The sequence below is a fragment of the Enterobacter cloacae complex sp. HYC074_NIDB genome (genome assembly GCF_056673345.1).
In genome coordinates this window covers 1091811-1116220 of record NZ_CP114214.1, presented here as the reverse complement: position 1 = coordinate 1116220, position 24410 = coordinate 1091811, and the positions used below count along the sequence as shown (strand labels likewise).

Genomic DNA, 24410 nt, shown 5'->3' with positions numbered 1-24410 from the left:
TTTTTCAGGCCGGGTAAGGCGAAGCCGCCGCCCGGCAAGGCACTCAGATTATGCGTTATAGGCATTCTCGCCGTGGCTGTTGACGTCCAGGCCTTCGCGCTCCTGCTCTTCCGGCACGCGCAGCCCAACGGTCATATCAGCCAGCTTGTAACCGATAAAGGCCACAACACCCGACCAGACAACGGTGATCGCGATACTTTCCAGCTGCACCAGCACCTGATGCCCCAGGGTTACGCCTTCTGCGTAACCCACACCGCCCAGAGATTGGGCAGCAAAGATACCGGTCATGATACAGCCGACAATGCCGCACACACCGTGCACGCCGAATACATCACACGGATCGTCAACGCGCAGAACACGTTTCAGTGCGGTAACGCCCCACAGCCCCGCCAGTCCTGCGACGATACCGATCAGCAGCGCACCGCCTACGCCCACGTAACCGCACGCTGGCGTAATACCTACCAGACCGGCAATCGCCCCGGAACAGGCACCCAGCAGCGATGGCTTGCCGCGAACGGCCCACTCGCCAAATACCCATGAGAGGATAGCGCCGGCGGTTGCCACAACGGTATTCACGAAGGCCAGTGCAGCGATTTCGTTAGCGGCGCTGGCTGAACCAGCGTTGAAGCCGAACCAGCCAAAGTAGAGGATGGCGGTGCCGGTAAAGACCATCGGCAGATTGTGCGGCTTGAATGCTTCCTTCCCGAAGCCCACGCGCTTGCCAATCAGGTAGGCGCCTACCAGGCCTGCTACCGCGGCGTTGATGTGCACAACGGTACCACCCGCAAAGTCCAGCGCGCCATGGGAAGCCAACAGACCACCGCCCCAGACCATATGCGCAATCGGGATATAGGAGAGCGTCAGCCAGACCACCACAAAAATCAGTACCGCAGAGAAGCGGATACGCTCAGCCAGCGCGCCCACAATCAGCCCCACGGTGATGCAGGCGAATGAGCCCTGAAACGCGACATGAATATACTGATAGAAGCTGCCCATAACCGCGGTCAGTTCGATATTTTTCAGCATCGCCCAGTTAACGTTGCCGAAGAAGGCGTTGCCCTCCCCGAAGGCCAGCGAGTAACCGTAAACCACCCACAGCACGCACACCAGCGCAAACGTGACGGCAACCTGCGTCAGCATGGAGAGTACGTTCTTGCCGCGGATCAGGCCGCCGTAAAACAGCGCGATCCCCGGAATCGTCATGAACAGCACCAGCGCGGTGCAAATCATCATAAAGGCGTTATCGGCTTTGTCTGCCACAGCAGGTGCGGCCATTGCCAGGCCCGGCAGCAGTGCCAGCGACCCCAGACCTGTTTTCATTGTTGCTTTCTTCATTTTCTCGATCCCTATCACTGTGTGCCAGGAGTTACTTACAACGCCGCTTCGTCAGATTCGCCGGTACGGATGCGAATAACGCGCTGTAGTTCGGCAACGAAAATTTTGCCGTCGCCAATTTTTCCGGTGTAGGCCGCTTTGCTGACGACATCAATCACCTCATCAAGCTGATCGTCGGCAATCGCCACATCAATTTTCACTTTTGGCAGGAAGTTAACGCTGTATTCCGCCCCGCGATAAAGCTCGGCATGACCTTTCTGACGCCCAAAGCCTTTCACTTCGGTGACAGTCAGTCCCTGAATACCCATGGAAGACAGCGCTTCACGCACGTCTTCGAGTTTGAATGGTTTGATTACCACCGTAACCAGCTTCATATATCCCCTCCAGTCAGAATTCGGTAATGGCCGCAGCTAACACGAGAGTGATATTGCAAAGGGTGTGCCAGAAGTGAAAGGTGAGGAGGAAAGCGCCGCAGCGCGCATGCGCCGGGAAAAAGTGAAAAAAAACGCACCATGGCAGTGCAGGGTGCGTTTCAGTTTTGCACCAACGGTTAAGTCTGTTAGCGCATTGCCTTGTTATGGTGCATCAGGCGCTGAGTGACTCTTCCTCGCGCACGCTGGCGGCCAGTTCGTCGCCTGCCAGCTGCAACTGATACATCTGCCAGTAGCGTCCTTTTGCCTCAAGCAGCGCTCTGTGCGTACCCCGTTCAACGGCCTGGCCACGGTGCAGAACCAGAATGGTATCGGCATCGACGATCGTTGACAGGCGGTGGGCGATCACCACCAGCGTAGTGTGATCCCGCACGGCAGCCAGCGCCTGCTGGATCGCCTGCTCGGTACCGGAGTCAATGCTTGCTGTCGCTTCATCCAGAATTAACACCTGTGGCGTCTCAATCAGCACGCGCGCCAGCGCCAGAAGTTGCTTTTGCCCGACGGAGAGGTTGTTGCCCTGCTCACCCAGCCGGGTATTGATTCCCTCGCTTAACCCGCGCGCCAGATCCGCCAGCTGCACCGTTTCCAGCACCTCCCATACCTGCTCAGGGGTGAAAGGACGTCCCAGCGTCACGTTGGCATAAAAGGTATCCGCCAGCACCACCGGATCCTGCTGCACCATCGCGACGCCCTTACGCAACGCGTTGTGGCTAAGCGAGGCAAGCGGCCGTCCGTCCAGACGGATCTCCCCCTGCGTCAACGGATAGTAGCCCATCAGCAAACTGGCGAGCGTGCTTTTGCCGCTGCCGGTATGCCCAACCAGGGCGACAAAACCACGCGACGGTACCTCGAGGTTGATATTCTGCAAGACAAGCTGGTCGTCGCGGTAGGCAAACGAGACATGATCAAACGCTATGGATCCACTTTCCAGCGGGCGTTCGTCATCGCCATAGGTCTGACGCGGCCTGTCCATTAGCTCGAATACACGTTCGCCCGCGACCACTGCCTGTTGCAGCATCGACTGCTGCGTGGTGAGTTCAATCAGCGGTTCGTTAAGGCGTCCGAGGTAACTGATAAACGCGTACAGTACCCCCACCTCGATGGTTCCGCGCGTCGTCAGGCCGAACAGCATCAGCAGTCCGCACAGCACCAGCGCCGAGAAGAGGCTCAGCAGCGGACGTAACAGGAAACCGTCCAGGCGTAACGTCTGCATCCGCGCCATATAATGCGAGCGGCTGGCTTCCCCCATTCGCTCACCAAAACGCGCCTGCTGGCGAAACTGCTGAATAACGCTCATGCCGTTGATCACTTCGTTGAAGCCATCATTGATATCTGCAAGGTAAGCGCGCACGCGGCGCACGATCGGCGTGCTGTAGCGCTGGTAAATCACCATCACGATCAGCACCGCCGGGAAAATGGTGATTGCCACCAGCGCCATCCGCCAGTCCAGGCTGAACATCGCCACCAGCATCGCGCCAATTAGCGCGGCACTGCGCAGAACCGTTGCAACAACGGTTACATAGAGGTCGCGGATCACCTCGGTGTCATTGGTGACGCGCGAAATAACCTGCCCGACCGGCTGGGTATCAAACTCGCTCAGCGGCTGGCGCAGCGCGGCATCCATCACGTCCGTGCGCAGCTGCTGCACCACGCCCACGGCGGCCCGGTTAAAGAGCAGTGACTGCGCGTAATGCAACCCTGCCGCCGTCAGCTGTAGCCCGACGTACGCCACGCCCAGCCCGGCGACCAGGCCGAGAGGCAAATAGCTTTTCGCTACCATGTTATCGATGAAATAGCTGATAAGCAGCGGACCGGTCACCTCCGCAATCGCGGCGATCCACAGCAACAGCACGGCGATGGAAAGCGGTTTGCGCCACGGTGAGCCATAGGCCAGCAGCCGTTTTAACGTCGGCCACATCTGTCCAAACTTACGCATCGGCCACCTCCTCATCCAGCGCGGCTTCAAGCTGTTGATAGCGGTACATATCCCGATACCAGCCGGTCTGCCCGGCGAGCTGCTCATGCTGACCACGCTGGGCAATATGTCCGTGCTGAAGCACCAGAATTTCACTGGCTTCGGTAAGCGCCGACAGACGGTGCGCGCTGATGATGACCGTGCGCCCCTCTCCCCACTGGCGAAGGTTATGCAGAATTTGATGTTCAGTACGCCCGTCAACCGCGGACAGCGCATCATCCAGAATCAGGATCTCAGCGTCCAGCAGTAGCGCGCGGGCAATAGAGATACGCTGTTTTTGTCCGCCGGAGAGCATAACGCCCCGCTCACCCACTTCCGTGTCGTAGCCCTGCGGCAGGCGCAGAATATCCTCGTGGACGCTGGCCAGACGCGCCACGTGCTCGATCTGGTCCTGTGTCGCCGTCGGACACCCGAGCGCAATATTGTTGGCAATGGTGTCTGAAAACAAAAACGGCGTCTGGCTGACGACCGCCAGGCGGCTGCGCCAGTCATCCAGCAGCAGACGTGGCAGAGGGATGTCGTGGAAACGGATATCGCCTTCGCTCACGTCAAAATGGCGCTGAATCAGTGACAGAATGGTGCTTTTACCGGAGCCCGTCGGGCCGCAGATGCCCAGCATCTGACCAGGACGCAGCGTGAAACTGACGTTCTCAAGCACCGGATGTTCCGTTTGCGGGTAGATAAAGGCGCGGATATCAGCCTTGAGAATACCCGGACCTTCCGGTACCGGCTCGCTGCCATCGTTCACGACCGGCACTTCCGCCAGCATGGCGCGGATGCGGCTGTAAGCGGCGCTCCCACGTTCAACGATATTAAACATCCAGGCCAGCGCCAGCATCGGCCAGATCATCAGCCCAAGGTACATCGCAAAGCTGGTTAACTGCCCGAGGGTCATGGTGCCTCGCACCACCATCCAGCTGCCGCCGCCCACCGCCAGCAGGTTCGCCATACCAATCGCAATATAAATTGTCGGATCGAAACGGGCATCAATACGCGCCACGCGCATGTTTTTCGCGCCGGTATCGGCGGCGTCGGCGGCAAACAGCGCGGACTGGCGGTCTTCCAGACCAAACGCTTTGATCATGCGGATGCTGGTCATGCTCTCCTGGGTGCGATCGTTCAGCGACGAGAACGCCGCCTGCGCCAGCTTAAAGCGTTCATGGAGCTGCTCGCCGTAGCGGTTAATTGCCAGCGCCATCAGCGGCATTGGCAGCAGCGCCAGCAGCGTGAGCTCCCAGCTAATTTGCGTAGACATCACAATCAATACCGCACAGCCCATCACCAGGGAATCCACCAGCGTTAACACCCCTTCACCGGCGGCAAACACCACGCGGTCTACATCGTTAGTGGCGCGGGCGATGAGATCCCCGGTACGGTGACGCAGATAAAACTCAGGGTGCTGGCGGCTCAGCTGACGGTAAAAGTCCTCTCGCAGCTCAACGGCAAGCTGATAGGACGCACCGAACAGCAGCACGCGCCAGACATAACGCAGCAGGTAAACCACCACGGCCGTCAGCACCAGCGTACCGACCCACATCATCACCCGTGCGGCGGTGTAATGTTGTTCGGTAACGCCATCCACGACGTATCCCACCACTTTGGGCGGGATCAGTTGCAGAATGGCAATGATAATAAGCAGGGCCACTGCGCCGAGGTAGCGTTGCCACTCCCGACGAAAGTACCAGCTTAATTGGGCAAATAATCGCACGCGGTCTTTTCCTGAAGGTATTTTAAGAAGTTATTCAATGGGTAACGCTGTGGTGTATTTAATCTGTTCCATGGCGAAGCTGGAGGTGACATCGGACAAGCCCGGTACGCTATTGACCAGCCGCTTGTAAAAATCATCGTAGCGCTTCATGTCTGCCACCTGAACGCGCATCAGATAGTCGTATTCCCCCGCCATGCGCCAGAAGCCGAGCACCTCGGGCATGTCGGAAACCTGCGTGACGAAGCGGCAGTACCATTCGCTGCTGTGATGCTGCGTTTTTATCAGGACGAAGGCGGTCAGTCCAAGCCCCAGTTTTTCGGGATCCAGCAGCGCCACACGTCCCAGCAGAATGCCATCATCTTCCAGCTTCTTGAGGCGCTTCCAGCACGGTGTGGTGGTCAGATTAACGGCATCTGCCAGCGCCTGCAAAGAGAGGGTACAGTCGCTTTGCAGCAAAGAAAGCAGCTTACGGTCAATTTTATCTAACATAGCCACCTCGAAGAGAAAATTATTCTCCTTACATTCTATTTTAAAGGTCAGATAGCAACAATTTTTTCTGTGCTTTTCGCTATGCTGGGCACAAAATGACAAACGGATAACTACGATGAATAGCACCTGGGTTAAACATGCCATCAGCGAAATAAATGCCGACTATCAGCGCTCGGCAGACACCCACTTGATCCGCCTGCCTCTGCCTGGATTTCCCGGTATTCAGCTCTATCTGAAAGATGAAAGTACCCATCCTACCGGTAGCCTGAAGCATCGCCTGGCGCGTTCACTCTTTTTATACGGTTTATGTAACGGCTGGATTAAAGAAGGCACCACGATTATTGAATCGTCGTCCGGATCAACTGCCGTCTCCGAAGCCTACTTTGCCCGCCTGTTGGGCCTGCCGTTTATCGCCGTGATGCCCTCATGCACGGCGAAACGTAAAGTTGAACAGATCGAATTTTACTGCGGACGCTGCCACTTTGTGGACAGCGCCTGCGAAATCTATGCGGCCTCCGAAATGCTGGCCCGCGAGCTGAATGGTCACTATATGGACCAGTTCACCTTCGCCGAACGCGCCACCGACTGGCGCGGCAATAATAACATTGCGGACAGCATTTTCCGCCAGATGACCCATGAGCCGCATCCTGTCCCCTCTTACATTGTCATGAGCGCGGGCACGGGCGGAACCTCCGCCACCATCGGACGTTATATCCGCTGTCAGGGTTATGATACGCAGCTGATGGTGGTTGACCCGCAAAACTCGGTGTTCCTCGATTACTGGCAATCCCGCGATGCGAGCCTGCGCAGCCCCGTGGGGAGCAAGATCGAAGGGATTGGTCGCCCGCGCGTCGAACCCTCGTTCATTCCGGACGTTGTGGATGAAATGCTCCGCGTGCCGGATGCCGCCAGCGTCGCGACGGCGCACTGGCTGGAGACACAGCTTGGCCGTAAAGTCGGGGCTTCTACCGGCACCAATATGTGGGGCGCGCTACAGCTGGCCGCGAGGATGCGTGAAGAAGGCCGTACCGGCTCTGTCGTCACGCTGCTGTGCGACAGCGGGGAGCGATACCTGGACACCTATTACAACGCAGAATGGGTGCAGGCCAATATTGGCGATGTTGAGCCGTGGAAAGCGCAGATTTCGCAGCTGGTGAAATAAAAAAAGCCAGGCTTAGCCTGGCTTGCTGGAAGGGTCTCACTATTCGGGGGAATATGGGAGGTTATTTTTGTCCAGCCAATGCGTCAAAAAATGGGACACCGCTTCGTTACGACAGTGTCCGATAACCGGTAAATGCGGGAGCGCGGCGATAAGCTGCGGCATCGCGTTCCCCATAATCAGCCCACGACCTACGTTGCTCAGCATCTCGTGGTCGTTCATGGCGTCACCAAAGGCCATACAGTCCTGCATCGTCAGCCCCAGATGATCGCTCAGCACCGCCAGCGCGGATCCTTTGTTACAGCCCACCGGCAGCACTTCAAGACAGTCCACCGCCGAGAAGGTCAGGTGCGCCCGTTCGCCCAGCGCCTCGTTAAGCTGAATACGCAGACGGCAGAGATCGTCGTGATCGCCACAGAAGCAGATCTTGGTCACCTTGTGTGCCGGAATGCGGCGCAAATCGATAAGCTGATATTTAAAGCCGCTGTAAACGTGAGCGTGCAGCAAGGCCGGGATCTCACGCCCGGTAAACCAGCCTTCATCATTAAAAACATGCACGCTGGCCTGCGTATCCCAGGTGCTGTGCAGGACAATGTCCGCCACCTCCGGATTCAGATCCTGACGGTGCAGCACATCGCCGTCGACGGAGTGAATGCGCGTTCCGTTGCCGGTGATCAAGAACGCATCGAGGGCAAATGTCCCCAGCAGATGGCGCATCTCCAGCACATGACGACCAGTAGCAAACGTCAGGGTAACTTCACGCTCGCGCAGGCGCTTAAGAGTTTTCAGGGTTTTCTCCCCTAAACGGTGATCTGGCATTAACAGCGTGCCGTCCATATCAAATGCAGCGAGCCGAGCCATGATTACTCCCGAAATGTGATGCGGTTAACTTGTGCATCAGTATTGCGTGGGATATACGGAAGTAATAGTGAATAGATGATAATTATTGTTCCGGGTTTTTCATGCGCCAGCTTAACCGTCTTAACCAGTATCAGCGTCTGTGGCACCCGTCTGCCGGCGCACCGCAGCAGGTGACCATCAGTGAACTTGCCAGCCGCTGCTTTTGCAGCGAGCGACATGTTCGCACCCTGCTGCGCCAGGCGCAGGAGGCGGGCTGGCTAAGCTGGCACGCCCGCTCCGGACGAGGTAAGCGTGGGGAATTACGCTTTCACGTCACCCCGGATTCGTTGCGTAATACGATGATGGAAGAGGCCCTGAAAAGTGGACAGCAGCACAACGCGCTGGAGCTGGCCCAGCTCGCACCTGAAGATTTGCGATCGCTGCTGCATCCGTTTATGGGCGGACAGTGGCAGAACGATACGCCGACGCTGCGTATTCCCTACTATCGCTCGCTGGAGCCGCTTCAGCCGGGGTTTCTCCCTGGCCGGGCGGAGCAGCATCTGGCGGGACAGGTATTCTCTGGTTTAACGCGTTTTAATGGTAACAGCAGTGAACCCACGGGCGATCTGGCGCATCACTGGGAAGTCTCTGCTGACGGCCTGCGCTGGCATTTCTACATTCGCTCCACCCTGCACTGGCATAACGGCGATAAAATAGAGACGGCACAGCTCCGGCAAAGCCTGACGGCGCTGTTATCGCAGCCCGGCATGGGCACGCTGTTCCGCAGCGTCTTACGTATCGAAACCACGCACCCGCAGTGCCTGACGTTTATTCTCCATCAACCTGACTACTGGCTGGCGCACAGGCTGGCAACCTACTGTAGCCGTCTGGCGCATCCCGATTACCCCGTGGTGGGCAGCGGTCCCTTTCGGCTGAGCGTTTTTGAGCCTGAACTGGTGCGTCTGGAAAGCCACGAGCAGTATCATCTTGGCCATCCGTTGCTTAAGGCTATCGAGTACTGGATCACGCCCCAGCTTTTTGACTACAGTCTGGGCACCAGCTGTCGCCACCCGGTGCAAATCGCCATTGGCGAGGCCGACGAGCTGGCCAGCCTGCGGCTGGTGAGTAACAGCACCAGTCTGGGCTTCTGCTACCTCACGCTGAAACAGAGTCCACGTCTGAGCGAACTTCAGGCAAAGCGGCTGATTAATATCATTCATCTCTCAACGCTGCTGCACACCCTTCCCCTGAACGAAGGGCTCATCACTCCTACCGAGGAACTGCTTCCCGGCTGGGCGATCCCCCAGTGGCCTGATTTAACCGACGTTGCGCTGCCAGAGGCATTGACGCTGGTCTACCACCTGCCGGTTGAGCTTCACACCATGGCCAGCCAGTTAAAAGCATACCTTACGCGGCAGGGTTGTGAACTGACCGTCATCTTTCATGACGCCAAAACGTGGGACGGGTGCCAGCAGCTTGCCGATGCAGACATCATGATGGGAGACAGACTGATTGGCGAAGCGCCGGCGTACACGCTTGAGCAGTGGCTCCGCTGCGATGCGCTCTGGCCGCATCTGCTGAGCGCACCGGCATTCGCCCATTTGCAGGCCACGCTGGATGCGGTGCAGTCGCAGGCCGACGAGCGTGACCGACACGCAGGACTTCAGGCTATATTCAGCCGGTTAATGGAGACAGCCGTCCTGACGCCGCTCTTTAACTACCAGTATCAAATCAGCGCGCCTCCGGGCGTCAACGGCATACGCCTTAACACTCGCGGCTGGTTTGACTTCACCGAAGCCTGGCTTCCTCCACCAAACGCGTGAAGAAGCTGGTCGCCGCTTTAGCCAGGCGTTAACATGACGCTTTTACTGTAACTGTCGAGATGATCTATGAAACGTGCCGTCGTCGTGTTCAGCGGAGGACAAGATTCCACCACCTGCCTGATTCAGGCGCTTCACCAGTATGATGAAGTGCACTGCGTCACTTTTGATTATGGTCAGCGTCATCGCGCTGAAATCGATGTCGCTCGTGAACTGGCTCTCAAACTGGGCGCCCGCGCTCATAAAGTGCTGGACGTGACGCTGTTAAATGAACTGGCCGTCAGCAGCCTCACCCGCGACAGCATTCCGGTGCCTGATTACGAACCGGATGCCAGCGGCATTCCGAACACCTTCGTACCGGGCCGCAACATTCTCTTCCTGACCCTGACGGCGATCTATGCCTACCAGGTGAAAGCCGAAGCGGTGATCACGGGCGTGTGTGAGACCGACTTCTCTGGCTACCCGGACTGCCGGGATGAATTCGTGAAAGCACTCAATCACGCCGTCGATCTGGGAATGGCAAAAGAGACCCGCTTCGAAACGCCGCTGATGTGGCTGGATAAGGCTGAAACCTGGGCGCTGGCCGACTACTGGGGCAAGCTGGATGTCGTTCGCAACGAGACCCTGACCTGCTACAACGGCATTAAAGGGGACGGCTGTGGGCAGTGTGCCGCCTGTAACCTGCGCGCGAACGGTCTGAATCATTATTTTGCGGATAAAGCGGGCGTTATGGCCGCAATGCAGAAAAAGACCGGGCTGAAATAAGGGCTACCTGACCGTGCTGTCGAACAGTTTTACACCGGCAGCACGGGTAATTTTCATCAGTGTAGTCAGCGTTGGGTTACCATTTTCGGACAGGGTACGGTATAGCTGCTGACGTGAAAGCCCCGCTTTGGCTGAAATCTCTCCAATACCGCCGCGCGCTTCGATAACGCGTCTGAGGGCAATCAAATAGGCTGGGATCCCCTGGTCCTCGTAAATTTCATCCAGTGCAATTTGCAGATAGAGTTGCGCGTAAGAAGGATTTTCGCGCAGCATTTTGACTACAGCTTCATCATGGCTGACGGTACTTGAGAATTTTCGCTCACTTTTGCTCATGGAGTTTATCCTTTTGATGATCTTTCCAGTAATCTATTGCCAGCATCACATCCGCTTTCTGGCTCTTTTTGTCACCGCCGATCAGCAACAATAAGATTTCCCGGTGCTGGACCGCAAAATAGACTCGATAACCGGGACCACAATCAACCTTCAACTCCCAGACACCCTCTCTGAGATAACGGTAATCGCCAAAATTCCCCTTCTCAGCGCGGTCGATTCGCAGAAGGATCCGAAACGCCAGCTCCGGATCCTTTCTTCTCAACTTTGCTACCCAATCCTCAAACGGTATTTTTCCGTCGCGGGTTCGGTAACGTTTAACAACGTAGTCCCTGTTCATGATTTTATCCCTGAAAACCCTTCTTGTCTTTTATAAAAGACAAAAATTTACGCGATCATCAGCTCCAGCTTTTCGCGCAACTCCCCTTCCAGCGGCAACGCTTTCTGGGTTTTGAGATCGATACAGACAAAGGTGATCAGCGCATCGGCCACAATCTGCCCTTCTGGCTCCAGCGTAACGACCTGGCTTAATACACCACTTTTGCCATTCAGTTGTTGGACCTCACTGGTCACGGTGAGCACATCCCCCAGCACAGCCGGGCGGCGGTAGTTAATGTTGATATTGACGACCACAAACGCGATGTTGTGTGCGGTTAGCCACTGGAAGCTTTCGCTGTTCTCCAGGCCGTCCCAGCGCGCCTCTTCAAGAAATTCGAGGTAGCGGGCGTTATTGACGTGCTGGTAAACATCGAGGTGATAACCACGGACTTTGATTTGTGTCTGCATAGCGCAATAGCCTTTCGTTGTTATAGGTTCAGAGGTCATAACTGGTATGACCTCTTTATCCTGGCAAATTTTTGCCGCAGTGCAAGTGATTACGCGATTACAGCGTCAGGTGTGCGAGATTGCGCTCAACCAGCGCGCTGCCCATACCCGGCACCTGCTTGAGATCGTCAAGGGTTTTGAAAGGACCATACTCTTCACGATAGCTGACGATGGCCTGCGCTTTTTTGAGGCCCACGCCATTCATTACGCGGGCAAGATCGTCCGCAGAGGCAGTATTAATACTGACCCGCGTACCCTCGTCCTCAATGGCTTTCGTGCTGGCCGTCGCGTTGGCTTTAACCTGACCTTGTGACGTTGCATCGGCCTGAGTTTGTGCAGCCTGGGCTTTAGACGAGGGTGACGCCGCCAGCGCGCCCGCACTCATCCCGGAAGTGGCAATAGCCAGTGTAATTAACAGTGCTTTGATTCCACATTTCATGCTGTTTTCTCCTTGTTTGTTGACAGCCATGCCACGATAGCCGCACGGGAAAACAGGGACAAACAGCAGATTGCAGAAATGGAAAAGGCCGCGAAAGCGGCCTTTAGTTTTTGCAGAACGTTACGAAAATCTGCGAGCAGACACGTAATTATTGCTCCTGAGTGACCACATCACCCAGCTTGATTTTGGCTTCTTTACGCAGGTTGCTCATCAACGCTTCGAAAGCAATCTGGGCATTGTTCTGGGTAATTCCCTGAACCATGGCCTTCTTCTGCGCGTCTGGCAGCGTGCCGGCTTTCACTTCATCCAGCGCCAGAACCACCACGTTACCCTGCATATCGGTCGTGGTGCCAAAGACAGGTTTGTCTTTCGCCGGCAGGCTCAGACCAAACGCCGCCTGGCTGACAGGATCCTGACCGGTACGGCTCAGCGTTTTTGCTTCACCAAAGCTCAGGCCAGCCGCTTTCAGCGCATCGTTCTTACCGGCTTTCAGGTCGGCCAGAATTTTCTCTGCATCCAGTTTTGCCTGCTGTGCCGCTTTGTTGTGTTTCACCAGCGCCACCACCTGATCTTTCACTTCCGCCAGGGGCTTCACTGCCTCGGCTTTGTGCTCGCTGACGCGCAGTACGAACGCACGATCACCGTCAACGGTAATAATGTCTGAGTTGCTGCCCGGCGTACCATTCTCACCGACCAGACCACCATTGAAAATGGCATCTGAAACCGGTTTGAAGTTCAGTTCTTCCGGCAGGTTTTCGTGGCTGAACCAGCCCGTCTCAACCGCTTTCACGCCAGCAGCCTGCTCAGCGCCCGCCAGTGATTCGTTGTCGTTGCTTGCGGCATCGCTCACTTTCTGTTGCAGAGCATAGAAGGCATCCAGCGCTTTCTCCTGCTTCACTTTCGCAGCGATATCATCACGAACGTCAGTCAGCGGCTTGGTTTTCGCCGCCACAACATCGTCCAGACGCGCCACCAGGAAGCCGACGGAGGATTTGATTACACCAGACAGTTGGCCTTTCTCTTTCAGGCCTGCATTTTTCAGCTCATCCGGGGTAGTTGACTCTTCCAGCCAGCCCATATCACCGCCGTTTTTGGCAGAAATAATGTCGGTAGATTTTGCTTTCGCTAAGGTGGCGAAATCAGCGCCTTTGTTCAGCTCATCCAGCACGGCTTTCGCTTCTGCTTCCGTTTTGGTCTGGATCACGCTGTAACGGTTACGCTGCGGCTGAGTAAACTGATCCTGATGCTGGTCGTAATAAGACTGGATCTCGGCGTCAGTCGCATTTTCCTGCATCGCAGCTGCATCCAGCTTGATATAGCTTACGCGGAACTGTTCCGGAGAGATGAAGTTGTTCTTGTTTTGCTCGTAGTAAGCATTAACTTCAGCGTCGCTAACCTGCTGTTTCGCTGCCAGTGCGTTGACATCAATCGTCGCTTCACGCACCACGCGTTGCTGCGCCACCAGTGCCGCCAGCTCTTCAGTTTCACCTTTCAGCATGAAATCGGTGCCCACCACCGCGTTGATCAGCTGTTGCGTGGTCAACTGGTTACGCAGTGCCTGAGCGTACTGGTCAGCCGTCATACCCATCTGGTTAACAATGCTGTTGTAACGCGCGTTGTCGAACTTCCCATTAGACTGGAAAGCCTGCGTCGAGAAGATGGCTTTTTTAACCTGCTCATCGCTGATGCCCAGACCCAGGCTTTTCGCGTACTGATCCAGCAGCGCCTCGTCAATAAGGCGGTTTAGCGTCTGCTGACGCAGGTTTTTCATATAGCCTTCGTTGGCTGCAAGTTCAGAGTATTGGTCGCCCAGCTGTTGCTGCATGCGGTTACGTTCACCAGCAAAAGCGTTCTCGAACTGCCCACGGCTAATTTCCTGGCCATTCACTTTTGCGGCGTAGTTCGCGCCACCGCCGATGAGGTAACTACTCACACCGGTCAATATGAACGACACGATAATGATACCGAAAATAATCTTGAGCACGAGACTGTTAGCAGCCGTGCGTAAGCTGTCCATCATGGTGTAACAACACTCCGCTGTAGGTGACTGGTTACCTGACGCTGACGGAAAATCCTGACCGTCGCGCGTAAAGGCGTATTGTGACAAGAAAACAGGGCAATTGTCAGCCCACAACTCGCATAAACTCGCACAAATCAGGTCTGGACAAACAAAAAAGGCACATCAAACGATGCGCCCTTGTACTTTTCAGCTTCCCTGGAGCGGGAAAGCAATCAGTTTACTGCGTCTTTCAGCGCTTTACCTGCACGGAAACCCGGCACTTTAGCGGCAGCAATGGTGATCTCTTTGCCGGTCTGAGGGTTGCGGCCAGTACGGGCTGCACGCTCTTTAACCGCAAAAGTACCGAAGCCTACCAGTGCAACGTCGTCCCCAGCTTGCAGAGATTCAGTAACAGAAGCAATTAAAGCATCTAAAGCACGTCCAGCTGCCGCTTTAGAAATATCAGCACCCGCAGCAATTTTGTCAATCAGTTGAGATTTATTCACTGTTCTCTTCCTCTCTTTATAATTTATATCGCACCTGAATCCTTCACAGCGCGACCGCGCAGCAGTTATATCAGTCCTGCTATGACCTTACAACACCCGTTGTTGATGGCTAACCCAATCAGCAATCTAAATTAGCTATACAAAAAAAGGCTGGCAAGTACGAAATGACTTACCAGCCTTGTTTTTATTGGCGCTCTTTGCGCGAGGTCACTATTTTGCGGTTACAACCTGCATTCCGGACGGTTCATTTTGCAGTGCGAGAGTCAGAACTTCCTCAATGCGTTTCACCGGATGGATCTGCAAATCGGCAATAACGTTGTCCGGAATCTCTTCCAGATCGCGTTTATTCTCGTAAGGGATCAATACGGTTTTGATCCCACCGCGGTGTGCCGCCAGCAGTTTTTCTTTTAATCCGCCGATAGGCAGTACCTGACCACGCAGCGTAATTTCACCGGTCATGGCCACATCAGCACGAACCGGATTACCTGTCAGGCAGGAAACCAGCGCAGTACACATGGCAATACCCGCGCTTGGGCCATCTTTCGGCGTCGCCCCTTCCGGAACGTGAACGTGAATGTCGCGTTTTTCGTAGAAATCAGGGTTGATACCCAGTTTTTCCGCACGCGCGCGCACCACGGTCAGCGCCGCCTGGATGGACTCCTGCATCACTTCACCCAGCGAACCGGTGTAGGTCAGCTTGCCTTTGCCCGGAACACAGGCGGTTTCGATGGTCAGCAGATCGCCGCCCACTTCCGTCCATGCCAGACCGGTCACCTGACCAACACGGTTTTCGTTGTCTGCGCGACCGTAGTCGAAGCGTTGAACGCCCAGGTACGCATGCAGATTGTCGCCGTTAATCACGATGTGCTTCAGGCTCTTATCCAGCAGCAGCTGTTTCACTGCCTTACGGCACAGCTTAGAGATCTCACGTTCGAGGCTACGCACACCCGCTTCACGGGTGTAGTAACGAATAATGCCGACAATGGCGCTGTCCTCAACGGTCAGCTCGTTGGCTTTAAGCGCGTTACGCTCAATCTGCTTCGGCAGCAGGTGCTGTTTGGCAATGTTCAGCTTCTCGTCTTCGGTATAACCGGACAGACGGATCACTTCCATACGGTCCAGCAGCGGTGCCGGAATGTTCATGGAGTTCGACGTCGCCACGAACATCACATCGCTCAGGTCGTAATCCACTTCCAGGTAGTGATCGCTAAACGCCACGTTCTGCTCTGGATCAAGCACTTCCAGCAGCGCCGACGCCGGATCGCCACGCATGTCTGAAGACATTTTGTCGATCTCATCGAGCAGGAACAGCGGGTTTTTGACGCCCACTTTCGCCATTTTCTGGATAAGCTTGCCCGGCATGGAACCGATGTAGGTACGGCGGTGACCGCGGATTTCCGCTTCATCACGCACGCCGCCCAGCGCCATACGGATGTACTTACGCCCTGTCGCTTTGGCGATGGACTGGCCCAGAGAGGTTTTACCCACCCCTGGAGGCCCTACCAGGCACAGGATTGGGCCTTTGATTTTGTTCACTCGGCTCTGTACCGCGAGGTACTCAAGAATGCGGTCTTTCACACGTTCCAGGCCGTAGTGGTCGGTATCCAGGATCTCCTGGGCCTGACGCAGGTCTTTTTTGACCTTGCTGCGGGCATTCCACGGAACCTGCACCATCCACTCAATATAGCCGCGTACAACGGTCGCTTCCGCCGACATCGGAGACATCATTTTCAGCTTCTGCAACTCAGCTTCAGCTTTCTCTTTCGCCTCTTTCGGCATCTTCGCCGCGTCGATCTTACGCTTCAGCGCTTCGTTTTCATCCGGCGCATCGTCCATCTCGCCGAGCTCTTTCTGAATGGCTTTCATTTGCTCGTTCAGATAGTACTCACGCTGCGATTTTTCCATCTGCTTTTTGACGCGGTTGCGAATGCGCTTCTCAACCTGGAGCAGATCGATCTCAGACTCCATCATCGCCATCAGGTATTCCAGACGTTCGTTAACGTCGGACATTTCCAGCACGGACTGTTTGTCAGCCAGCTTCAGCGGCATATGCGCAGCGATGGTATCCGCCAGACGTGCAGGATCGTCGATGCTGTTCAGCGACGTCAGCACTTCAGGTGGGATTTTCTTATTCAGCTTGATGTAGCCTTCGAACTGGCTGATCGCGGTGCGTACCAGCACTTCCTGCTCGCGCTCATCAAGTTCCGGTGAATCAAGGTACTCTGCCTTCGCAGAGAAGTGCTCGCCATCGTCTGACAGAGTGGTAATACGCGCACGCTGTAAGCCTTCCACCAGCACCTTCACGGTGCCGTCTGGCAGCTTCAGCATCTGCAAAATAGAGGCCACGGTCCCGACGGTGAAAAGATCGTTTACACCCGGCTCATCCGTTGATGCTTCTTTCTGCGCGACCAACATGATTTTTTTATCATGATCCATGGCGGCTTCGAGGCAACGGATAGATTTTTCCCGCCCTACAAATAAGGGTATGACCATGTGCGGATAAACCACCACATCGCGCAACGGCAATACGGGGATTTCAATGCGTTCAGAACGCTCAGGATTCATAGAGCTCTCTCTTAGTTTAGTGTCCGCCAGGTAAACTGGTCATGTAACTGTGCTTCACACAACCATTAACATGTAATCCAGTATATGGGGATGTTTCCCATACATTCAACGCCATGAATACGGAAAAAGTAAAGGGGAGATAAAATCCCCCCTTTTTGATTAACTGATTGTATGAAATGGTGAATTATTCGCCAGATGCCTGCTGCGCTTCCGGTTTACCGTAAATCAGTAACGGCTTGGTCTGGCCACCAATGACGGACTCGTCGATCACGACTTTTTCGACGTCTTCCATAGAAGGAAGATCGTACATCGTGTCGAGCAATGCTGCTTCCACGATAGAACGCAGGCCACGGGCACCGGTTTTACGCGCCATCGCTTTCTTGGCAATCGCGTCCAACGCTTCGTCACGGAATTCCAGCTCAACGCCTTCCAGATTAAACAGCGCCTGATACTGCTTGGTCAGCGCGTTTTTCGGCTCTTTCAGGATCTGAATCAACGCGTCTTCGCTCAGTTCGTTCAGGGTCGCCACAACCGGCAGACGGCCGATAAATTCCGGAATCAAACCGAATTTGATCAGATCTTCCGGCTCAACCTGCGCCAGCAGCTGGCCTTCGTTTGGTTTTTCAGACGTGGCTTTCACCGTTGCGCCAAAACCAATGCCGGAGCCGGTTTCCACACGGTGAGAGATCACTTTATCCAGGCCTGCAAACGCACCACCACAGATAAACAGGATCTTAGAGGTATCAACCTGCAAGAATTCCTGCTGCGGATGTTTACGCCCACCCTGCGGTGGAACAGCCGCAACCGTACCTTCAATCAGCTTCAGGAGCGCCTGCTGCACGCCCTCGCCCGAGACGTCACGGGTGATGGACGGGTTGTCTGATTTACGAGAGATTTTGTCGATCTCATCGATATAGACGATCCCGCGCTGGGCTTTCTGTACGTCGTAATCGCACTTCTGGAGCAGCTTCTGGATAATATTTTCAACGTCTTCACCCACATAACCGGCTTCGGTCAGGGTGGTGGCATCCGCCATAGTGAACGGAACATCCAGCAGGCGCGCCAGCGTTTCTGCCAGCAGGGTTTTACCGGAACCGGTAGGCCCGATCAGCAGAATGTTACTTTTGCCCAGTTCTACGCCATTGCTGGTATCGCCGTTACGCAGACGTTTGTAGTGGTTGTATACCGCCACCGCCAGCACTTTTTTCGCCTGCTCCTGACCAATGACATAGTCGTCCAGGTGGTGGCGAATCTCGTGTGGCGTTGGTAACGCGCTGCGCTCACGGTGCGGCGCGACTTCTTTAATCTCTTCGCGAATGATGTCGTTACATAAATCGACGCATTCGTCGCAGATATACACGGACGGCCCGGCAATCAGTTTACGCACTTCATGCTGGCTTTTGCCGCAAAAAGAGCAGTACAGCAGTTTGCCCGAACCATCTTTGCGTTTATCTGTCATGAGTCCAAACCTCTTTTTAAGTTCTATGTGCCGCACATGACGACGCAAATGCCATTCTCAGACGCAAGCTGCTTACAGGCAACGTGCCGCCCTACCTTAGTATAGCGGCACACTCGCGTCGCGGGCATCAATTACGATGGGTCAAAATGGAGTCGACTAAGCCGTACTCAACTGCCTCTGGCGCAGAGAGGAAGCGATCGCGCTCGGTATCGCGCTCGATCTGCTCGAGAGGTTGACCCGTATGCTGCGCCATAAGTTCATTCATGCGCGCTTTTACTTTCAGAATTTCTCGGGCGTGGATTTCAATATCCGTCGCCTGGCCCTGGTAACCACCCAGCGGCTGGTGAATCATCACGCGGGAGTTAGGCAGGCAGAAACGCTTACCTTTCGCCCCTGCGGTTAACAGGAAAGCCCCCATGGACGCCGCCTGCCCCATACAGATGGTGCTGACATCCGGCTTGATGAATTGCATGGTGTCATAAATAGACATGCCCGCCGTAATCACACCGCCCGGCGAGTTGATATACAGGTAAATGTCTTTTTCCGGGTTTTCCGCTTCCAGGAACAGCATCTGCGCCACGATCAGGTTAGCCATATGGTCTTCCACCTGGCCGGTCAGAAAGATAACGCGTTCCTTGAGCAGACGGGAATAGATATCGAAAGAACGCTCACCGCGTGAGGTCTGTTCAATAACCATTGGCACCAGCGCCATATGGGGTGCAAAGTTATCTCGTTCGCCACTGTATGACATTTCCGTCTCCTGGTTCAAAATTGAAAACACCTGCTGTACTGATTGTAACCTTATGGACGGATTATCAGCCAGTCTCAATCATCGTGATTACATACTAATGGGGGTCGCCATGCCCTATTTCAAGCATAACAACGTTTTGTTGTAACGCTAACACTGAAAGGGCGTTTTAGCACCCTTCCAGGACTAAAGCTGTGATAAAAAAAACCCGTCGCCGGAGGGCAACGGGTTTTTTGTTCAAACTTTAAACCGTTGGGGCGAAATTACGCCTGCTGGTTCATCAGTTCGGTGAAAGAGGTCTCTTTTTCGGTGACTTTCGCTTTCGCCAGTACCGCTTCTACAGCCTGCTCTTCCAACGCGACGTTGCGCATGTTGTCCATCAGCTCTTTGTTCTTACCGTAGAACTCGATCACTTCTGATGGATCTTCGTATGCAGAAGCCATCTCTTCGATCAGGCCTTTCACACGCTCTTCGTCAGCTTTCAGCTCGTGGGTACGAATCACTTCGCCCAGCAGCAGGCCAACAACAACGCGACGTTTCGCTTGCTCTTCGAACAGCTCGCGTGGCAGTTCCATCGCTTGCTGCTGGTTGCCACCGAAGCGCTGTGCAGCCTGACGGCGCAGAACGTCGATTTCGCTGTCGATCAGGGCAGCAGGAACGTCGATGTCGTTCGCTTTCACCAGACCTTCAATCGCCTGAGACTTCACGCGGTTACGTACAGCGCCGTTCAGCTCGCGCTCCATGTTTTTACGCACTTCGGTACGCAGGCCCGCAACAGAACCGTCTTCCACGCCGAAACGCTTGATGAATTCTTCAGTCAGTTCTGGCAGTTCGCGCTCTTCCACTTTCTTCAGGTTGATAACGAACTTCGCTGCTTTACCTTTCAGGTTTTCAGCGTGGTATTCTTCAGGGAAGGTCACGTCGATGGTGAACTCTTCGCCCGCTTTGTGGCCTTTGATACCGTCTTCGAAGCCTGGGATCATACGACCCTGGCCCATCGCCAGTACGAAATCAGACGCTTTACCGCCTTCGAACTCTTCGCCGTCTACAGAACCGGTGAAGTCGATGGTTACGCGGTCTTCTGCATCAACAGCGCCTTCTTTCTCTTTCCAGTTCGCCTGCTGCTTACGCAGGGTATCCAGCATGCCGTCAACGTCTTCGTCGGTCACGGAAACGATCGGTTTTTCAACTTCGATAGATTCCAGACCTTTCAGCTCAACTTCCGGGTACACTTCGAACTCTACGGAGTAGGTGAAGTCTTCGCCCTGCTTGTATTCGCCTGGAACGTAGTTCGGCGCACCGGCTGGATTGATTTTTTCTTTGATGATCGCGTCGATAAAGTTGCGGCTCATCAGTTCACCCAGCACATCCTGACGCACGGAAGCGCCATAACGCTGAGCAACAACATTCATTGGTACTTTGCCCTTGCGGAAGCCGTCAATACGTACTTTTTTTGCTACGTTGACCAGCTCGCTTTTCACAGCAGTTTCGATGCTGTCAGCAGCGATAGTAATCGTTACACGGCGGCCAAGGCCTTGAGTGGTTTCAACTGAAACTTGCATCTTGTTACCTCAAAAAAATCACAGTGCTCGGTCAACTCTGAATCTGTCTGTTATACCGGGATGCTCTCTTATGTGCAGATTCACATTCCCTGTCGCCAGAATCATCCCGAAGACATTCAATAAGACGCGGCATTATAGCGGCATCACTTAGGTGAGTCGAGAACGGTTGGAGCATGTTGCTGCGGCTTTTTTCACACTTTAAGGCTATTTTTAGCCTTAGAAAACGCGCCATCCGCTCAAAACTCAGACAAAACAAAACGGCCCGAAGGCCGTCTTGACGAAATCTGTAAGCAACATACTGGAAAAACTCCGGCGGTTGCAAATCCGATTTATCAGGCGATGGTGCCTGCACCCCGACAAGGCGGTGATGCGAATACCGTATCCTGTAGCCCTTCCCATTCCTTAATGGTGTAGGTATGCAGCGCCAGCGCATGTACGGTTGTGGAGAGTTCTTCCGTCAAGGTGCTGTAGATCAAGCGGTGTCGGTTCAGGAAACGTTCTCCCGTGAAGCGATCGCTGACCAGAACCACTTTAAAGTGGCTTTCAGAACCTGCCGGCACGTTATGACGATAGCTTTCGTCGACAACTTCGAGAAACACAGGGTTGAACGCTGCCCTTAATTTTTCTTCTATCTGTTCACGTATCATCATGAAATCACTCCTCCGACAACGCTAAGATGTCACCCATCCCTTTAAATATTAGCCGCTTTTACCGGTTCCATTACACCCTGACAACAAATATTTAGCTTTCGTCTGATTTTCTCACCCAAACGAATGAAGTTCACTATGAGGTTCATACGTTTTGTCACTTACAGGCAGAGAAAAGCGGAAAGGTGGTCAGTTTTCGGACAAGGCGATGAATTTACATGCGTTGACCACTTCCCCTGGCCGTTAGCGATGTTATGATGGCGGCAATTTTTCTCTCTTTGCTTACGATTCGTTGAGAACCCGAAAATGTTAAAAAAACTCTTCTTTCCGTTGGTAGCACTCTTTATGCTCGCCGGCTGCGCGACTCCGCCGACGACCATTGACGTTTCACCAAAAATTACCCTGCCTCAGCAGGATCCAAGCCTGATGGGCGTTACGGTCAGCATTAATGGCGCCGATCAGCGTCAGGACCAGGCGCTGGCGAAAGTGACTCGCGACAACCAACAGGTCACGCTGACCGCCTCCCGCGACCTGCGCTTCCTGTTGCAGGAAGTGCTGGAGAAACAGATGACCTCCCGCGGCTACATGATTGGCCCAAGCGGCGCGGTTGATCTGCAAATCATCGTGAACAACCTGTACGCTGACGTCTCCCAGGGTAACGTTCGCTACAACATTGCGACTAAAGCCGATATCGCCATCATCGCTACCGCGAAGAACGGCAACAAAATGAACAAAAACTACCGTGCGAGCTATTCCGTTGAAGGCGCATTCCAGGCCTCCAACAAAAATATCGCTGACGCGGTTAACAGCGTGCTGACTGACACCATTGCCGACATGGCACAGGACACCAGCATTCACGACTTCATCAAGCAGAACGCCCGTTAATCCTGCTGACTGACCCGGTGCTTCACCGGGTCAGTTCATAAGAACATGTCCAGTCACTACTTACGCATTTTCCAGCAACCGAAATCAGCTATTCTGCTGATCCTTGGTTTCGCCTCCGGTTTGCCCCTTGCGCTCACCTCCGGCACGTTACAGGCGTGGATGACGGTTGAGAACATCGATCTTAAAACCATTGGTTTCTTCTCGCTCGTCGGCCAGGCTTACGTCTTTAAGTTCCTGTGGTCGCCGGTGATGGATCGCTATACCCCACCGTTCCTCGGGCGCCGTCGCGGTTGGTTAGTGATGACGCAGGTGCTGCTGTTGCTGGCCATTGCCGCAATGGGTTTCCTTGAGCCGTCAACACAGCTGCGCTGGATGGCCGCGCTTGCGGTGGTCATCGCCTTCTGCTCCGCTTCGCAGGACATTGTTTTTGACGCCTGGAAGACGGACGTCCTGCCAGCGGAAGAGCGTGGTGCCGGTGCGGCAATCAGCGTGCTTGGCTACCGCCTGGGTATGCTGGTTTCCGGCGGGCTGGCCCTCTGGCTTGCCGACCGCTATCTCGGCTGGCAGGGAATGTACTGGCTGATGGCCGCTCTGCTGATCCCCTGCATTTTTGCCACGCTATTCGCGCCTGAACCGAGCGATGTGATTCCGGTTCCCCGCTCGCTGGAGCAGGCCGTTGCCGCACCGCTCCGCGACTTCTTTGGTCGCAATAATGCCTGGCTGATCCTGCTGCTGATTGTCCTTTATAAGCTCGGCGACGCTTTCGCCATGAGTCTGACCACCACCTTCCTGATCCGCGGCGTCGGGTTTGATGCGGGCGAGGTCGGCGTGGTGAACAAAACCCTGGGGCTGTTTGCCACGATCGTCGGCGCGCTGTACGGCGGCGTATTGATGCAGCGTCTGTCGCTGTTCCGTGCTCTGCTGATCTTCGGCATCCTTCAGGGCGCTTCGAATGCCGGTTACTGGCTGCTGTCGATCACCGACAAGCATATGATCAGCATGGCGACGGCGGTATTCTTTGAAAATCTGTGCGGAGGTATGGGCACTGCGGCATTTGTCGCCCTGCTGATGACGCTGTGCAATAAGTCATTTTCCGCCACCCAGTTTGCCCTGCTCTCTGCCCTCTCAGCCGTCGGGCGCGTGTACGTAGGTCCCGTCGCGGGCTGGTTTGTTGAAGCCCACGGCTGGCCGACATTTTATCTCTTCTCGGTGGTGGCGGCTGTGCCGGGGATTTTATTGTTGCTGGTCTGTCGTCAGACGCTGGAATATACCCAGCGGACGGAACACTTCATGCCGCGCACGGAATATCAGGCTGCTTACCGGTTTGCCCTGCGTCTGCTGATGGCAGGTTGTCTTGCGCTGGTAGTGTGGCTCGCGGTTCTCATTATCAATGCGACGACCACCTTGTCGCTTCCTTTTGAAACCCAGCTTCTTGATGCAGGCGTGTTTCTCGCCATCGTGGGTATCCTGACCGGTGGGATGCTGGATTTCATGTCACTGCGGAAAACGCAGATGACATGAAGTAAAAAGCGAAAGGTTATTTCCCGTTGTAATAACGACACGAAATTATAACGGCGAAATAACCGCCATCGGCAAAAAAAATATTTGTTGTTTTGTGCGGGATAGCATTCGAAAATTATTGGAGCTTATTTCGCTACGCTATTTTCCGTTAAACGATTCAGCATGCGAAAGATTGAATTTTCGTTTTTTAGTTGTCTTTTTATTGATAATTAATTGTTAATTATTTGTGTATTTTCCGCAATGGTTATACCAATTGTCCCTTTTGCGGTATGCTGGGGCACCCTTTCGTTATAACGCCCACTCCGTGCGGCTTCTCCCGGAAAACGCGACATAATTTGCAACACTTGTGACATGTGCGGCAGAACCCGGTAACACCTTCCTGACACAGGGCTAATGATGTTT

General features: G+C 54.6%; 22 protein-coding genes. 5 read left to right on the top strand and 17 right to left on the bottom strand.

Annotated elements, in window-relative coordinates; genetic code table 11:
- Positions 1-48: 48 nt before the first annotated feature.
- The 5 genes from amtB to O1724_RS05340 all read right to left on the bottom strand — a co-directional run bounded on the left by amtB (position 49) and on the right by O1724_RS05340 (position 5938).
- Positions 49-1335, bottom strand: a complete 1287-nt coding sequence (gene amtB / locus O1724_RS05360) for an ammonium transporter AmtB (RefSeq protein WP_126297072.1) — start codon at positions 1333-1335, stop codon at positions 49-51.
- A gap of 35 nt (positions 1336-1370) precedes the next feature.
- Positions 1371-1709, bottom strand: coding sequence for a P-II family nitrogen regulator (glnK, locus tag O1724_RS05355; protein WP_006809867.1), 339 nt, complete (start codon positions 1707-1709; stop codon positions 1371-1373).
- A gap of 211 nt (positions 1710-1920) precedes the next feature.
- Positions 1921-3702 (bottom strand): SmdB family multidrug efflux ABC transporter permease/ATP-binding protein, encoded by a 1782-nt coding sequence (locus O1724_RS05350; RefSeq protein WP_126297073.1) that lies wholly within the window; start codon positions 3700-3702, stop codon positions 1921-1923.
- Positions 3695-5449 carry a SmdA family multidrug ABC transporter permease/ATP-binding protein gene (locus tag O1724_RS05345; RefSeq protein ID WP_023315528.1) on the bottom strand — a complete coding sequence of 585 codons (1755 nt, stop codon included), beginning with the start codon at positions 5447-5449 and terminating at the stop codon, positions 3695-3697. The genes O1724_RS05350 and O1724_RS05345 overlap by 8 nt, the downstream gene beginning before the upstream one ends.
- Positions 5450-5479: 30 nt before the next feature.
- The gene (locus O1724_RS05340; protein ID WP_015571267.1) at positions 5480-5938 is read right to left on the bottom strand and encodes an Lrp/AsnC family transcriptional regulator; all 459 of its coding nucleotides are present in this window, start codon (positions 5936-5938) and stop codon (positions 5480-5482) included.
- Positions 5939-6053: 115 nt separating this feature from the next.
- Here O1724_RS05340 and O1724_RS05335 point away from each other — a divergent pair, with 115 nt between their 5' ends.
- Positions 6054-7100 (top strand): PLP-dependent cysteine synthase family protein, encoded by a 1047-nt coding sequence (locus tag O1724_RS05335; RefSeq protein ID WP_160858076.1) that lies wholly within the window; start codon positions 6054-6056, stop codon positions 7098-7100.
- 39 nt (positions 7101-7139) lie between these two features.
- Here O1724_RS05335 and cof read toward each other — a convergent pair whose 3' ends face one another.
- Positions 7140-7958, bottom strand: coding sequence for an HMP-PP phosphatase (cof, locus tag O1724_RS05330; RefSeq protein WP_058659347.1), 819 nt, complete (start codon positions 7956-7958; stop codon positions 7140-7142).
- A gap of 101 nt (positions 7959-8059) precedes the next feature.
- Between cof and O1724_RS05325 the strand changes: the two genes are divergently transcribed.
- Both O1724_RS05325 and queC read left to right on the top strand, forming a co-directional pair.
- Positions 8060-9760 carry an SgrR family transcriptional regulator gene (locus O1724_RS05325; RefSeq protein WP_058659346.1) on the top strand — a complete coding sequence of 567 codons (1701 nt, stop codon included), beginning with the start codon at positions 8060-8062 and terminating at the stop codon, positions 9758-9760.
- Positions 9761-9826: 66 nt separating this feature from the next.
- Positions 9827-10522, top strand: a complete 696-nt coding sequence (gene queC, locus O1724_RS05320; RefSeq protein WP_015571271.1) for a 7-cyano-7-deazaguanine synthase QueC — start codon at positions 9827-9829, stop codon at positions 10520-10522.
- Positions 10523-10525: 3 nt separating this feature from the next.
- Here the strand turns inward: queC and O1724_RS05315 are convergent, their stop codons facing one another.
- The 11 genes from O1724_RS05315 to bolA all read right to left on the bottom strand — a co-directional run bounded on the left by O1724_RS05315 (position 10526) and on the right by bolA (position 21605).
- Positions 10526-10855: a helix-turn-helix domain-containing transcriptional regulator gene (locus tag O1724_RS05315; RefSeq protein ID WP_022650480.1), complete on the bottom strand. Its 330-nt coding sequence runs from the start codon at positions 10853-10855 to the stop codon at positions 10526-10528.
- The gene (locus O1724_RS05310; protein WP_022650479.1) at positions 10842-11192 is read right to left on the bottom strand and encodes a type II toxin-antitoxin system RelE/ParE family toxin; all 351 of its coding nucleotides are present in this window, start codon (positions 11190-11192) and stop codon (positions 10842-10844) included. Before O1724_RS05310 ends, O1724_RS05315 begins: the two co-directional genes overlap by 14 nt.
- 47 nt (positions 11193-11239) lie before the next feature.
- Positions 11240-11638, bottom strand: coding sequence for a YbgC/FadM family acyl-CoA thioesterase (locus O1724_RS05305; protein ID WP_023315524.1), 399 nt, complete (start codon positions 11636-11638; stop codon positions 11240-11242).
- 97 nt (positions 11639-11735) lie between these two features.
- Positions 11736-12116, bottom strand: a complete 381-nt coding sequence (locus tag O1724_RS05300) for a helix-hairpin-helix domain-containing protein (protein ID WP_003859045.1) — start codon at positions 12114-12116, stop codon at positions 11736-11738.
- Between the two features lie 148 nt (positions 12117-12264).
- Positions 12265-14136, bottom strand: coding sequence for a peptidylprolyl isomerase (gene ppiD / locus O1724_RS05295; RefSeq protein ID WP_032657391.1), 1872 nt, complete (start codon positions 14134-14136; stop codon positions 12265-12267).
- Between the two features lie 212 nt (positions 14137-14348).
- Positions 14349-14621 carry a nucleoid-associated protein HU-beta gene (gene hupB / locus O1724_RS05290; RefSeq protein WP_002444653.1) on the bottom strand — a complete coding sequence of 91 codons (273 nt, stop codon included), beginning with the start codon at positions 14619-14621 and terminating at the stop codon, positions 14349-14351.
- A gap of 210 nt (positions 14622-14831) precedes the next feature.
- On the bottom strand, positions 14832-17186 hold the full coding sequence (lon, locus tag O1724_RS05285; protein WP_006809878.1) for an endopeptidase La: 2355 nt from the start codon (positions 17184-17186) through the stop codon (positions 14832-14834).
- Between the two features lie 184 nt (positions 17187-17370).
- Positions 17371-18645, bottom strand: coding sequence for an ATP-dependent protease ATP-binding subunit ClpX (gene clpX / locus O1724_RS05280; RefSeq protein WP_006809879.1), 1275 nt, complete (start codon positions 18643-18645; stop codon positions 17371-17373).
- A gap of 127 nt (positions 18646-18772) precedes the next feature.
- On the bottom strand, positions 18773-19396 hold the full coding sequence (clpP, locus tag O1724_RS05275; RefSeq protein WP_006809880.1) for an ATP-dependent Clp endopeptidase proteolytic subunit ClpP: 624 nt from the start codon (positions 19394-19396) through the stop codon (positions 18773-18775).
- A gap of 260 nt (positions 19397-19656) precedes the next feature.
- On the bottom strand, positions 19657-20955 hold the full coding sequence (gene tig, locus O1724_RS05270) for a trigger factor (RefSeq protein WP_015571277.1): 1299 nt from the start codon (positions 20953-20955) through the stop codon (positions 19657-19659).
- Between the two features lie 332 nt (positions 20956-21287).
- On the bottom strand, positions 21288-21605 hold the full coding sequence (gene bolA / locus O1724_RS05265; protein ID WP_003859051.1) for a transcriptional regulator BolA: 318 nt from the start codon (positions 21603-21605) through the stop codon (positions 21288-21290).
- A 303-nt stretch (positions 21606-21908) separates the two neighbouring features.
- Between bolA and O1724_RS05260 the strand changes: the two genes are divergently transcribed.
- Both O1724_RS05260 and ampG read left to right on the top strand, forming a co-directional pair.
- The gene (locus tag O1724_RS05260) at positions 21909-22487 is read left to right on the top strand and encodes a lipoprotein (RefSeq protein WP_003859052.1); all 579 of its coding nucleotides are present in this window, start codon (positions 21909-21911) and stop codon (positions 22485-22487) included.
- A 45-nt stretch (positions 22488-22532) separates the two neighbouring features.
- Positions 22533-24008 (top strand): muropeptide MFS transporter AmpG, encoded by a 1476-nt coding sequence (gene ampG / locus O1724_RS05255; protein ID WP_050870337.1) that lies wholly within the window; start codon positions 22533-22535, stop codon positions 24006-24008.
- Positions 24009-24410 lie beyond the last annotated feature (402 nt).